The organism is Achromobacter sp. NPDC008082, from assembly GCF_042957345.1.
Taxonomy (GTDB): Bacteria; Pseudomonadota; Gammaproteobacteria; order Burkholderiales; family Burkholderiaceae_B; genus Achromobacter; species Achromobacter kerstersii_A.
The window spans coordinates 426,165-438,194 of sequence record NZ_JBIBIB010000002.1; the positions used below are offsets into that span (position 1 = coordinate 426,165).

General features: G+C 64.9%; 10 protein-coding genes and 1 tRNA gene. 5 read left to right on the forward strand and 6 right to left on the reverse strand.

The annotated features are described in order from the left end of the window. The first annotated feature begins 10 nt into the window (after positions 1–10). The 3 genes from pnp to ACFZAI_RS09020 all read left to right on the forward strand — a co-directional run bounded on the left by pnp (position 11) and on the right by ACFZAI_RS09020 (position 4,313). Positions 11–2,173: a polyribonucleotide nucleotidyltransferase gene (gene pnp, locus ACFZAI_RS09010; protein ID WP_391566592.1), complete on the forward strand. Its 2,163-nt coding sequence runs from the start codon at positions 11–13 to the stop codon at positions 2,171–2,173. Positions 2,174–2,354: 181 nt separating this feature from the next. Further along, positions 2,355–3,080, forward strand: a complete 726-nt coding sequence (locus ACFZAI_RS09015) for a hypothetical protein (protein ID WP_391566593.1) — start codon at positions 2,355–2,357, stop codon at positions 3,078–3,080. Between the two features lie 15 nt (positions 3,081–3,095). Continuing rightward, positions 3,096–4,313, forward strand: a complete 1,218-nt coding sequence (locus ACFZAI_RS09020; RefSeq protein ID WP_391566594.1) for a threonine ammonia-lyase — start codon at positions 3,096–3,098, stop codon at positions 4,311–4,313. A 61-nt stretch (positions 4,314–4,374) separates the two neighbouring features. Here the strand turns inward: ACFZAI_RS09020 and ACFZAI_RS09025 are convergent, their stop codons facing one another. Beyond that, positions 4,375–4,932 carry a PIN domain-containing protein gene (locus ACFZAI_RS09025; RefSeq protein WP_391566595.1) on the reverse strand — a complete coding sequence of 186 codons (558 nt, stop codon included), beginning with the start codon at positions 4,930–4,932 and terminating at the stop codon, positions 4,375–4,377. A gap of 527 nt (positions 4,933–5,459) precedes the next feature. Continuing rightward, entirely contained in the window at positions 5,460–6,383 is a 924-nt protein-coding gene (locus ACFZAI_RS09030; RefSeq protein ID WP_391566596.1) for a carbon-nitrogen hydrolase family protein, read from the reverse strand. A gap of 82 nt (positions 6,384–6,465) precedes the next feature. Here ACFZAI_RS09030 and ACFZAI_RS09035 point away from each other — a divergent pair, with 82 nt between their 5' ends. Continuing rightward, the gene (locus ACFZAI_RS09035) at positions 6,466–7,395 is read left to right on the forward strand and encodes a LysR substrate-binding domain-containing protein (RefSeq protein ID WP_391566597.1); all 930 of its coding nucleotides are present in this window, start codon (positions 6,466–6,468) and stop codon (positions 7,393–7,395) included. 85 nt (positions 7,396–7,480) lie between these two features. Here ACFZAI_RS09035 and ACFZAI_RS09040 read toward each other — a convergent pair whose 3' ends face one another. From ACFZAI_RS09040 to ACFZAI_RS09055, 4 genes are all read right to left on the reverse strand, one after another. Further along, positions 7,481–9,016, reverse strand: a complete 1,536-nt coding sequence (locus ACFZAI_RS09040; protein ID WP_391566598.1) for a tetratricopeptide repeat protein — start codon at positions 9,014–9,016, stop codon at positions 7,481–7,483. 28 nt (positions 9,017–9,044) lie between these two features. Next, complete coding sequence (locus ACFZAI_RS09045) at positions 9,045–10,058, reverse strand: RDD family protein (protein ID WP_391566599.1); 1,014 nt, start codon at positions 10,056–10,058, stop codon at positions 9,045–9,047. Positions 10,059–10,255: 197 nt separating this feature from the next. Beyond that, entirely contained in the window at positions 10,256–10,693 is a 438-nt protein-coding gene (locus tag ACFZAI_RS09050; protein ID WP_391566600.1) for a universal stress protein, read from the reverse strand. 162 nt (positions 10,694–10,855) lie between these two features. Beyond that, a tRNA-Ser gene (locus ACFZAI_RS09055) sits at positions 10,856–10,943 on the reverse strand. Positions 10,944–11,050: 107 nt separating this feature from the next. Between ACFZAI_RS09055 and ACFZAI_RS09060 the strand changes: the two genes are divergently transcribed. Beyond that, the gene (locus tag ACFZAI_RS09060) at positions 11,051–12,028 is read left to right on the forward strand and encodes an NAD(P)H-quinone oxidoreductase (RefSeq protein WP_054424291.1); all 978 of its coding nucleotides are present in this window, start codon (positions 11,051–11,053) and stop codon (positions 12,026–12,028) included. The last annotated feature ends 2 nt before the right edge of the window (positions 12,029–12,030 follow it).

Sequence of the window (12,030 nt, forward strand, 5' to 3'; positions counted from 1 at the left end):
AATAATCGTCATGTTCAACAAAGTGACAAAATCGTTCCAGTACGGCCAGCACACGGTCGTCCTGGAAACTGGCGAGATCGCTCGCCAGGCCTCCGGCGCCGTTGTGGTGTCGATCGAGGACACCGTTGTTCTGGCCACTGTTGTGGCTTCCAAGAAGGCCAAGCCGGGTCAAACGTTTTTCCCGCTGACCGTCGACTACATCGAGAAGACCTACGCTGCCGGCCGTATTCCGGGTGGGTTCTTCAAGCGTGAAGGCAAGCCGTCCGAAAAGGAAACGCTGACCTCGCGCCTGATCGACCGTCCGCTGCGTCCGCTGTTCCCCGAAGACTTCTACAACGAAGTCCAAGTGGTCATCCACACGCTGTCGGTCAACCCCGAGATCGACCCCGACATCGCCGCCATGATCGGCGCGTCGGCTGCGCTGGCTATCTCCGGTATCCCGTTCAACGGCCCGATCGGCGCCGCTCGCGTGGGCTACATCGACGGCCAATACGCGCTGAACCCGACCGCTACGCAACTGAAGTCGTCCAAGCTGGACCTGGTGGTTGCCGGTACGGAAAACGCCGTGCTGATGGTGGAATCGGAAGCGCAACAGCTGTCCGAAGAAATCATGCTGGGCGGCGTGGTCTACGGCCACGAGCAGATGCAGGCCGTCATCAACGCCATTCACGAACTGGTGAAAGACGCTGGCAAGCCCGATTGGGACTGGCAAGCACCGGCCAAGGACGAAGCCCTGATCGCCGCCGTGACCTCGGCTGCTCAAGAAGGCCTGAACGCCGCCTACCAGATCCGCGAGAAGCAAGCCCGCACCGCCAAGCTGCGTGAAGTGTCGGCTGACGTGTCGGCCAAGCTGGCTGCCGCCGCCGCCGAAAAGGGCGAACCGCTGCCCGACGCCGTGACCGTCGACAACATCATGTTCTCGCTGGAATCGGCCATTGTCCGCGGCCAGATCCTGAACGGCGAACCGCGTATCGACGGCCGCGACACCCGCACCGTGCGCCCCATCAGCGTGCGTCTGGGCGTGCTGCCCCGCGCACACGGCAGCGCGCTGTTCACCCGTGGTGAAACGCAAGCGCTGGTCGTGGCCACGCTGGGCACGAAGCAAGACGAACAAATCATCGACGCGCTCATGGGTGAATACCGCGACCGCTTCATGATGCACTACAACATGCCTCCGTTCGCCACTGGCGAAACGGGCCGCATCGGTGTGCCCAAGCGCCGCGAAATCGGCCACGGCCGTCTGGCCAAGCGCTCGCTGATCCCGCTGCTGCCGGCCCCGGAAGATTTCCAATACACGATCCGTATCGTGTCGGAAATCACCGAGTCCAACGGCTCGTCGTCGATGGCTTCGGTCTGCGGCGGCTCGCTGGCCATGATGGACGCTGGCGTGCCGGTCAAGGATCACGTGGCCGGTGTGGCCATGGGCCTGATCCTGGACGGCGGCAAGTTCGCCGTGCTGACCGACATTCTGGGTGACGAAGATCACCTGGGCGACATGGACTTCAAGGTTGCGGGCACCGAAAACGGCGTCACCGCACTGCAGATGGACATCAAGATCCAGGGCATCACCAAGGAAATCATGCAAGTGGCGCTGGCGCAAGCCCGCGAAGGCCGCCTGCACATCCTGACCAAGATGAAGGAAGCGCTGGACGGTTCGCGTGGCGAGCTCTCGGCTTTCGCCCCGCGCATGCTGACCATCAAGATCAACCCCGAGAAGATCCGCGACGTGATCGGCAAGGGCGGCGCCACCATCCGCGCGCTGACCGAAGAAACCGGCACGCAGATCGACATCTCCGACGACGGCACGATCGTGATCGCCAGCGTCGACGAAGCGCAGGCCAAAGAAGCCCAGCGCCGCATCGTCGAACTGACCGCCGACGTCGAAGTGGGCCAGATCTACGAAGGCTCGGTCCTGCGTCTGCTGGACTTCGGCGCCATCGTGCAAGTGCTGCCGGGCCGCGACGGTCTGCTGCACATCTCGGAAATCGCCAACTACCGCATCGCGAACATCAACGATGTGCTGAAGGTCGGCCAGCAAGTCCGCGTCAAGGTCATCGAGGCCGACGACAAGGGCCGCCTGCGCCTGTCCATCAAGGCAATTGGCGGTATCGAAGCGCAGCAACCCGCTGCCGCTGCCGAAGCTGCCCCCCAATCGGAACCGCAAGCTGAATAAGCTTGACGTCTGATTGAACGAAGAACGGCGCCGCAAGGCGCCGTTTTTTATTGCTGCGCCACAAAAGCGCGCGGGCGCACTGATTCATCTTCTTGCGACTTCAGGCTCCTGACGTCTCCCAACTTCGCCGACCTTGCTGTAAAGTCTTGCGCGAGGAAAGGGGGGATTGGATGAGCCAAGCATGATGAACTGGCCGGCCGTTGCGACGGCCGCGGCGCTGCTCGCCGCGCTCTTGACCGGCTGCATGAGCGGCCCCGGTCCAGGCCAGCGCGGACCCAATAGCGAAGCCATGACCGCCGACCAGTTCGGCCAGACTGACTTCAACCGCACCGTCACGCTGGAAGTGCGCGACAACCTGGCGAGCCTCTATTCCCTGCTCGACAAGCTCTACCGCCGCAACCCGCGCGAATGGCGCAAGACGGGCGTGGCCGATCAAAAAACCGCCGTCAACCGCGTCAAGCACGCCATCGAAGTCCGCATTCCGCCTAGCGACTTATCCGGCTTGCGCGACATCCAGATCCTGGCCGTGTCGCTGGACCCGAACTATTCCGGCGACCGCGTCGGCGCCTTCATCTACGGCATGGCCGACACCATCATCGCCGCGCACAACGGCAAGACCCGCCTGTACGCCACCGACGCGTTGGACGGCCAGCGGGTCTACAATGCCGCTCGGAACGTCGAGGCCGCCGCCTGGTTGCTGGCGTCGCGACGCAACAACCAGGGCGAGCTGCTTTTGCTGGCCAACGAAATATCTCCCAACGCCACGAACCTCAGCTTTGAGCGCGAGTTCGGCGCCATCATCGGCCGGCTGGACTTGATCGCCAACCTGCTCGGCGAGAATTCGCGGCGTATCGGGATCAACTATGCGCAAGGCTTGCTGCTGTTTAATTTTCTGCCTGTGCGCTAACCGGATCTACCCATCGTGATCGATATCGCCTCTATCCAGACCGCCCGCGAAAACTTGCGCGGCCAGGTGCTGAAGACCCCGTTTACGTTGTCGCGTACGCTGTCCGACATCTTTGGCGCCGAGATCTGGCTGAAGTTCGAGAACCTGCAATTCACGGCGTCGTTCAAGGAACGTGGCGCGCTGAACCGCATGCTGACCTTGTCCGACGAGGAACGCGCCAAGGGCGTGATCGCCGTGTCGGCCGGCAACCACGCGCAGGGCGTGGCCTACCATGCGCAGCGCATGGGCGTGCCGGCCGTGATCGTGATGCCGCGCTTCACGCCTACCGTCAAAGTCGCCAACACGCGTCGTTTTGGCGCGGAGGTGGTGCTGGCGGGCGACACGTTCGATGACGCCAAGGCGCACGGCTACGAGCTCGCGCAAGCGCGCGGCCTGATCATGATCCACCCGTACGACGACGAAGCCGTCATCTCGGGGCAGGGCACCGTGGCGCTGGAAATGCTGGAAGACCAGCCGCAACTGGACACGCTGGTCATCGCCATTGGCGGCGGCGGGCTGATCTCGGGGATGGCCACCGCGGCCAAGGCCTTAAAGCCCGGCATCGAAATCGTGGGCGTGCAGACCGAGCGCTTCCCGTCGATGTACGCCGCCGTCAAGGGCGTCACCATGCCGCAAGGCCAGTACACGATCGCCGAAGGCATCGCGGTGAAGTCGCCCGGCGCACTGACCCAGCCCGTCGTGACGCAGCTGGTGGACCACATCGAACTGGTCAGCGAAGCCGATATCGAACACGCCATCGTCGTGCTGCTGGAAATTGAAAAGACCGTCGTCGAAGGCGCGGGCGCTGCCGGGCTGGCCGCGCTGCTGCGCGCGCAGGAAGCGGGCAGCGACCGCTTCAAGGGCAAGCGGATTGGCCTGGTGCTGACGGGCGGCAACATCGACCCGCTGATGCTGGGCGAACTGATTGAACGCGGCATGGTGCGCGCCGGCCGGCTGGCCCGCATCCGCGTCGACTTGCGCGACTTGCCGGGCGCCTTGGCGCACGCCACCAAGCTCATTGCCGACGCCCAGGCGAACATCACCGAAGTGCATCACCAGCGCGCTTTCACGTCATTGCCGGTGCGCAATGTAGAGGTGGATTTCGTGCTGCAAACGCGCGGCCCCGAGCACATTCTGGAAGTGATCGACATCCTGAACGCAGCGGGTTTCGCGGCCAGCAATCACGATCATTAAGGATGGAAAGGCATCGCGGCGGCTGACGGCTGCCGCGGCTTTGTGATGGGCGGCTGGCGCCTCAGGCGGCCTGCGCCGCGTCGCGCGCCACCAGGCTTTTCAAGCCGTACAGACGTTCGCGGTGCAAGGTCGCGGCCAGCGGCTCGGGCTCGCGGCCCAGCGCGACGTAGTCGTCGGGAATCTGCGCAATCGCCGCGCGCATCGCATCCGCATTGGCTTGCCACCACTGCACCAACATGCGGTCCGGGTTGTACACATCCAACCCCTGGCGCCGCAATTCCGAACGATTGAAATCCTTCAGGTTCCACGTCAGCACCTGCACAACGGGCGGCTGCTGCAAGCCGCAGCGCGCACGCCGCGCAAGACCCGCGGCAATCACATGGAAATCTTTCGGATCGCTGTAGCGCAGCGAAGCCTCGTAGACCTGCGTGTCGGCCTCGTTCGCGTCGGGAAAGCGCGCATTCATCTCCGCCCAGAACTCCGCCAGCACTTCCGGCGGAATATCCCAGATGCGCGACGCATTGCGCCGCCATTCCTCGCCGATACGTTCCGTCCAGACCGGCGTGAATACGCCAGCGTCCGCCAGGCGTAACAACAGCCGGCGCAGGATGCCGGACATGAGGACGCAGGCATCCAGGACGATGAAGGGGGGCGGGGCGGCGGGGGCGGTCAAGAGGGCGAGGGGAAAGGGGGGAAGCCAGGCGCAAGGTCAGCGGCCAGAAAGGCCGATGCCTTTTGACCGCAAAAATGGTGCCCGAGACCGGAATCGAACCGGTACGACCGCGAAGTCGAGGGATTTTCTTACCACTTCGGCTTTCGCCGCCAGCACAGGGCTGTTCGTGGTCTGGAGCACGCCTTCACCATAGCCTTGCGGCCGTAGGTGCCCGCCGTCTGCTCTCTACACCTTCCCCGATTTTTCAATCGGGGCTTGGCTCGGCGTTGGCTCGGAACAGGTCCAGGGCATTCGCCGAGTTTGACGGGCTACACCTCTGGAGTTTCCCCCAAAGGGCTCAAATTAGTTTTAAGTCCCTTGTGTCTACCAATTTCACCACTCGGGCGTGCGCGGCCCATGCAGGGCCGGCAGCGGGCGAGACTATACCATCTTGCGCGCAGGGGCATTCACGCGTCCGGCGCGTATTGGGGTAATCACGAGATGAAATGCACCGGCGGGCGGGGGCGTTCGTCCACGGTCAGCGAGAAGATATCGGGCCGCGAATAATGGCCGACCACGTCAAAATCGTATCGGGCGCGCACCAATTCATCGGTATCGATCTGCGCTGTGAGCAGGCCCGTCTGGCCTTTCATCGGCCCGGCCAGCACGTCACCCAGCGGGCCGACGATGACCGAGCCGCCATTGATGAGCGGGCGCTGCGGGTCCCAGCCGGGCACGTCCTGGCCCAGGTCGCCGGGCGAGGGCTGCACCTGGCAGGCGCTGACGACAAAGCAGCGGCCTTCGTGGGCGATGTGGCGCATCGAGCATTGCCAGATGTCGCGTTCGTCGACAGTGGGTGCGCACCATATTTCGACCCCTTTGGCGTACATGGCGGTGCGCAGCAGCGGCATGTGATTTTCCCAGCAGATGGCCCCGCCGATGCGGCCTGCGGCGGCGTCGATCACGGGCAGGGTGGAGCCGTCGCCCTGGCCCCAGATCAGGCGCTCGGTGCCGGTGGGCATCAGCTTGCGGTGCTTGGCCGCCAGGCCGACGCCGGGTTCGAAGAACAGCGCCGTGCAGTACAGCGTATTGCCGCCGCGTTCGATCACGCCAACGACCAGGCTGGCGCCGGTGCGCTGCGACAGGCCGGCGAGCGCGTCGGTTTCCGGGCCGGGCACGTCGATGGCGTTGTCGTAATAGCGGGCGTAGGCGTCACGGCCTTCAGGCAGGCGGTAGCCCAGCCGGGTGCCAAAAATCTCGCCCTTGGGGTAGCCGCCCAGCACGGCTTCGGGCATGACCACGAGCGATGCGCCCGAGGCGATGATCTCGGACTCGTAGGCGAGGATCTGTTCCAGGGTCTTGGCGCGGCCTTCCGGCGCGGCGCCGATCTGCAGGGCGGCGACTGTCGTTGTGGTCATGGGAATTCCTGTTGGGGGTAGGACAGGCGCCTAGTGTCTGGCTCGCCCTAAAATCAATCAATCCCGGCCAGCGATAAATGATATGAACCCAATTGATATCGAGTCCACGGACTTGAACCTGCTCAAAGTGTTCGAAGCCATCTACGACGAGGGCGGTGCGGGCCGGGCGGCGCTGCGGCTGGGCGTCACGCAATCGGCGGTTAGCGCGGCGCTGGGCCGGCTGCGCAACCTGTATGGCGACCCCTTGTTCACGCGGACGGGGCGGGGGCTTACGCCCAGCCTGCGCGCCCGCGAACTGCGGCCCATCATCGGTGAAGCGCTGGACAAGTGCCGGCAGAGCCTGCAACTGGTGCGGCCGGGCGCGGCGGGGTTTGCGGGGCGCTCGGTCACGCTGGGGCTATCGGACGATTTCGAGATTGCGCTGGGCCGCGCCGTGATCCATGCGCTGGCCGGCAGCGCGCCGGGCCTGCGCATTATTTTCCGGCAGACGCACAGCCGCCTGGCCGCCGACATGTTGATGGCGCGCGAGGTGGATCTGGTGATTGCATCAGGCGGGCTGATTGCCCCGGCGTTGCAGCGCGTGACGGTCGGGCAGGGCGGCTATGCCTGTCTGTTGGACCCGGCATCGCTCAAGCCGGGGCAGGCGCAGTTGTCGGTGCAGGAATTCACGCAGCGCCAACATGTGCTGGTGTCGTCCGGCGGCTTTATCGGCGTGGTGGACGAAGTGCTGCATGGGTTGGGGCTGACGCGCCGGGTGCAGGCGGCCACCACGCATTTTTCGGCGTTGGCGTTCCTGCTGCAAGGCGGCGATGCGCTGGCGACGCTGCCAGCGCACGCCGCACGCGGCCTGGCTGCGGCATCCGGCTTGCGCATGCTGCCTTGCCCCGTCGCGATGCCCGGCTACGCCATCGAGGTGGGATGGCGGGCCGATGCGCTGCGGGACGAGGCCGTGGCGGCCGTCAGGCGCAGCGTGTTGGGCCTGCTGGAAGGGTATGACTGGACGGGCGGCTAAGCGGGTTGCAACGTGCATGCACCGCCCGTTTGGATCTGAACTACTTTCCTCCGAACTACTAGCCCCCGAAATACTAGCCTCCGAACTACTTGCGTCCGAACAGCCGGCTCAGAAAACCGCGCGGGGCGGCGGCGGCTTCTTCGGCGGCTTGCGCGCGGCGCAATGACAGGTCCTGGTAATTGGCCTTGCCGTTCTGCTGGTACGACGCGGCCGCCTGACGATACGCCATGGCCGATTCCGCATGGCGCTTCATATGGCCGTAAATCTCGCCCCGCGAAAACAGCGCCCAGTTGCGGTAGTCCGGGTCCAGCCCGATCAGCCGGTCACACGCCGCCAGGGCTTCTTCGAACCGCTTGGCGCCAATCAGCGCGTTGATGCGCTCGGCGTGCAGGGGGCCGCTGTCTGGCCACTTTTCCAGCGCGCGGTCGGCATCGGCCACGGCTTCGGCGCCGCGGCCCAGGTGCGTCAAGGCATCGATGCGCACGCGGCGCCATTTCAACCAGTCGGGGTCCAGCGAAATCGCCACTTCCGACAAGGGCAGCGCTTCGTCGTAGCGCTCAAGGCGGGTCAGTGCATCGGCGGCATTGCCCGGCAGAAAGTCGTTGTTGGGGGCAATTTCGTAGCCGCGCAGGTAGTACGCAAGCGCCTGTTCCCAGTTGCTTTGATCGCGTTGGGCGTTGCCGGCCACGAACAGCAATTGCGCATCGCCGCTGGTCATCGGGTCCAGCCCTTGCAGCGCCTGTTCGGCGAGTTCAGGGTCGCCGCTACGGACAAATTCGCGCGCCTGTTCCTTGCGGCCTTCCCAGCCCGAATCCGACAGCGCGTCCAGGTGCCGCCATATCGGCGCCGCTTCGTCGGCGCGCCCCAAACGGTGCAGGGACCGCGCCTTGCCCTCCAGCGGCCAGTCCCAGTCGGGCTCGCGGCGCAGCAGGCTGGTCCATTCTTCCACGGCGTCGGCGTGACGCTCCAGCGCTTGCAGGCAAGACGCGCGGTTGTGCTGGATGGCGTTCTGCTCACCCAGGATGGCGCGGGCGCGGTCGAACATCGCGATGGCGTTTTGCAGATCGCCCAGGCGGCGGTAGTTATTGCCGGCGTCGTACAGAAAGCCGCCATTGTTGGGCGCCAGTGCGACGGCGCGCTGGTGGTAGGGCCGCGCGTCTTCGTAGCGGCCGGCGTTGTGCAGGTTCGAGCCAATGTAGCAATGAGGCGCTGCGGCGGACGGGCGCATCTGCGCGGCGCGCGTCCAGCTGGCGATGGCGTCTTCCAGCCGGCGGTCATTGATCAGCAAGTAGCCTTCGGCCATCAACAGCCCATAGTGCGCGGGTGCGCGCTGGCGGGCTTCGCGCAGCAGCGACCACGCTTCTTGCTTCTCGTCGGCGTCATACAGCGCGATGGCGCGCACGCTCAGCGCTTCGCTGCATTGGGGGTCAAGCGACAGCGCGCGGGCCAGGTCGGCGTCGCGCGCCGCGTAGGCGTCGCGCCGGGCGTGATAGCGGGCGCGCAACGCCCACATGACGGATGACGCGGGCTGTTCGCGCAGCCCTTGTTCGCACAGGGACTGCATTTGCGTCAGGTCGCTGCCGTCGTCGGCGCGGAGAATGGCTTCAATCAGTTGAGACATGCGGGTGTTCCGGATTCAGCAGGGCGGGCTAGCGCGCAAAGGCGCTGGTGTCGTGGCGGCAGCGGTAGATGCGGTCGTCGGGCGCAATGTCGTCGCTGCCGCAATCCCAACGGCGGATGCCGCCGCCTTTCTTTTCCGATCGCATCTCGGGCACATAGGCCAGGTGCTTGCCGGCCAGGCTGGGCGAGCCATCGGTGGGGGGCGTGCCAGCAATGGTGAATCGCAGCACGCCGTTCACCGGGTTCATCTCCAGCTTGGAAAAACCGCTGCCCAGCAACGATTCCTGAGTCACGCCAAGATCCGCAAGCGTTGCGGGAAACGCCCGCGTGCGCTGGTAATGGTTTTCCGCCAGCCGGCGCACGGGGTCCGACACGAGGTCCAGGCGCGTGATCTCGGCGTGCAGCGGGTTGTCGGGCTTGTCTGAATCTTTGATGGTCAGGCCGATGATCACGCCGCCCACGATCAACGTCAGCACGCCGAACACGATGAACAAAAATTTCCCCGCGCTGGTGACGGCGCGCGCCTTGGCCACCGCAGGCGCGATGGCGCGGGCGTCTGCCGTGCTGGACACCACATGCGTGCCGGCCAGCGAATTGTGCATGGCGCGTTCGCCGAAAATCATCTGCTGGATGTGATGGAAGATGCCGGGCAGCACGACGTTCAGCGTGTACTTCAGCTGATGGCGCCAGATTGACCGCAGCAGCCCGGGCGCTTGGCCCTGGCCATTCACGACGCGCATTTTCAGCAGCCGCTTGCCGGGCGAGCCATTGCCCCAGGCGTCCATGAAGGCGGGCAGCAGCCAGCCCAGCAGCCCCGCGGCGATGGTCAGCAGAATGGGGCTGGGCGTACCCGCCAGCCCTTCATAGGTGTACGAGGCCGCGTTGATCAGCACGATGATCGCCACCGCCATGAACATGCCATCAATCGCGGTGGCGCCCAACCGCGCCCAGATGCTGGGAAAGAGTGAAGCTTGTTGCGCGTGGGAGGGGGCCGTCTTGGCTTTGGCGGCAGCGGGTTTGGCCGCCGCGGGTTTGACGGGCAAGGCCGCCTGGCAGCTGAAACAACGCGTATTGGACGCCGGGTTCTGCCAATTACATTTCGGGCACTGCATGGTTGATGTCTTGTTCTGGATGCTGCCGCCCCGCGATGCCGGTGCGGCTGAAGTGCGGCAGTGTATCGAAAACCCGCCGCTTCACCCGCAAGACGTCGTGCTGTTGGGTCGTGCCCGAATGACAAAGGCTAGCGGTACACCAGCACCGGCAACGTGGAATGGGCCAGCACTTTTTGGGTTTGGCTGCCCAGCAGCAGGGCCGCCATGCCGCTGCGCCCATGGGACGACATTGCGATCAGATCGCAGCCTTGCGTCATCGCAATGTCGATGATCACCTGATACGGGGTATCGCTTTCGCGCATTTCGGTGCTGCATGGCACGCCAGCCGCTTTGGCTTTGGCCTCGGCGTCGGCCAGATAGGAACGGGCCAATTCGCTGGCCTGTTTCTCGTAGGAGGCGCGCACGCCTTCCAGTTGCACGGTTTCCATGGACGGCGCGTGAAAGGTGGCGTAGGCCGTCACGACCGTCACGCGGGCGCCCAGTGCGTGGGCCAGGCCCAGCCCGAGCTCCAGGCCGGCGTTGGACAGGCTGGAACCGTCGATAGGAATGAGTATGTGCTTGTACATGGCAACCTCCAGTAGGGGCGGAGGGCGGCCGTGTGTCGTGGCCGCCAGTCAAGGGCGAGAACAACACTGGACATACTACGCTTGCCGCGCGCAGCGGGAACGGCGCGGGGGAGGGGGGCCTGCTGATCCGCGGGCGATTAGCCGGCGGTTGCCATGGATATCTGGCGGAAGCGGTGAGATTCGAACTCACGAACGGTTGCCCGTTGCCGGTTTTCAAGACCGGTGCAATCGACCACTCTGCCACGCTTCCGGAAAGGTCTGGCGATTCGGCCGTCAGGCAAACATTCTGCCCGAACGGAAACGCGATATGCCGTAAAGGGCGCAATAATAATCGATTTGCTGCAAAGGAGGCACGCGATGCACGCTGTAGAAATCTCCCGCCCCGGCGGCCCCGAGGTTCTGGTCCCCGTAGAACGCCCCACGCCCGAGCCCGGCGCGGGTGAAGTTTTGATCAAAGTCAGCGCCGCGGGCATCAACCGCCCCGACGTTTTTCAGCGCAAAGGCAACTACGCGCCGCCAAAGGGCGCATCCGATCTGCCGGGCCTGGAAGTGGCCGGTGAAATCGTCGGCGGCGACGTCGCTGGCAGCGGTTTTGCCGTGGGCGACAAGGTCTGCGCGCTGGTGGCAGGCGGGGGTTACGCCGAATACTGCGTCGCACCCGTGGCGCAATGCCTGCCGATCCCCAAGGGCTTGTCCGACATCGAAGCGGCCGGCTTGCCGGAAACGTACTTCACCGTCTGGAGCAACGTGTTCGACCGCGGCCAGTTGTCCGGCGACGAAATTCTGCTGGTGCACGGCGGCGCAAGCGGCATCGGCACCACCGCCATCCAGCTGGCTCGCGCCATGGGCCACAAGGTCTACGCGACCGTCGGCAGTGACGACCGGGCTCGCGCCGTCGAAGCGCTGGGCGCTGAAAAAGGCATCAACTACAAGACGCAGGACTTCGTGAAGGAAGTCATGGACGCCACCGGCGGGCGTGGCGTGGACGTGATCCTGGACATGGTGGCAGGCGACTACATCGCCCGCGACATGCAGTGCCTGGCCGATGACGGCCGCATCGTCATCATTGCGCAACTGGGCGGATCGACGGCCAGCGTGGATACCTCGCAAGTCATGCGCCGCCGCCTGACCATCACGGGTTCCACCCTGCGTCCCCGTTCGGTCGAGTTCAAGGGCGCCATCGCGCGCGCCCTGCGCAACCACGCCTGGCCCCTGTTGGAAAAAGGGGACATCAAGCCGATCGTGCACGCGACCTTCCCGCTGGCCGAGGCCTCCAAGGCGCACGCCATGATGGAAGGCGGCGAAAATATCGGCAAAATTGTGCTGACGATGTAAGA

Excerpts from the sequence above, each read along its gene's own strand:
- ACFZAI_RS09030 (WP_391566596.1), bottom strand. The coding sequence starts at position 6,383 with ATGACCACAACGACAGTCGCCGCCCTGCAGATCGGCGCCGCGCCGGAA.
- ACFZAI_RS09025 (WP_391566595.1), bottom strand. The coding sequence starts at position 4,932 with ATGTCCGGCATCCTGCGCCGGCTGTTGTTACGCCTGGCGGACGCTGGC.
- pnp (WP_391566592.1), top strand. The coding sequence starts at position 11 with ATGTTCAACAAAGTGACAAAATCGTTCCAGTACGGCCAGCACACGGTC.
- ACFZAI_RS09015 (WP_391566593.1), top strand. The coding sequence starts at position 2,355 with ATGATGAACTGGCCGGCCGTTGCGACGGCCGCGGCGCTGCTCGCCGCG.
- ACFZAI_RS09060 (WP_054424291.1), top strand. The coding sequence starts at position 11,051 with ATGCACGCTGTAGAAATCTCCCGCCCCGGCGGCCCCGAGGTTCTGGTC.
- ACFZAI_RS09050 (WP_391566600.1), bottom strand. The coding sequence starts at position 10,693 with ATGTACAAGCACATACTCATTCCTATCGACGGTTCCAGCCTGTCCAAC.
- ACFZAI_RS09040 (WP_391566598.1), bottom strand. The coding sequence starts at position 9,016 with ATGTCTCAACTGATTGAAGCCATTCTCCGCGCCGACGACGGCAGCGAC.
- ACFZAI_RS09035 (WP_391566597.1), top strand. The coding sequence starts at position 6,466 with ATGAACCCAATTGATATCGAGTCCACGGACTTGAACCTGCTCAAAGTG.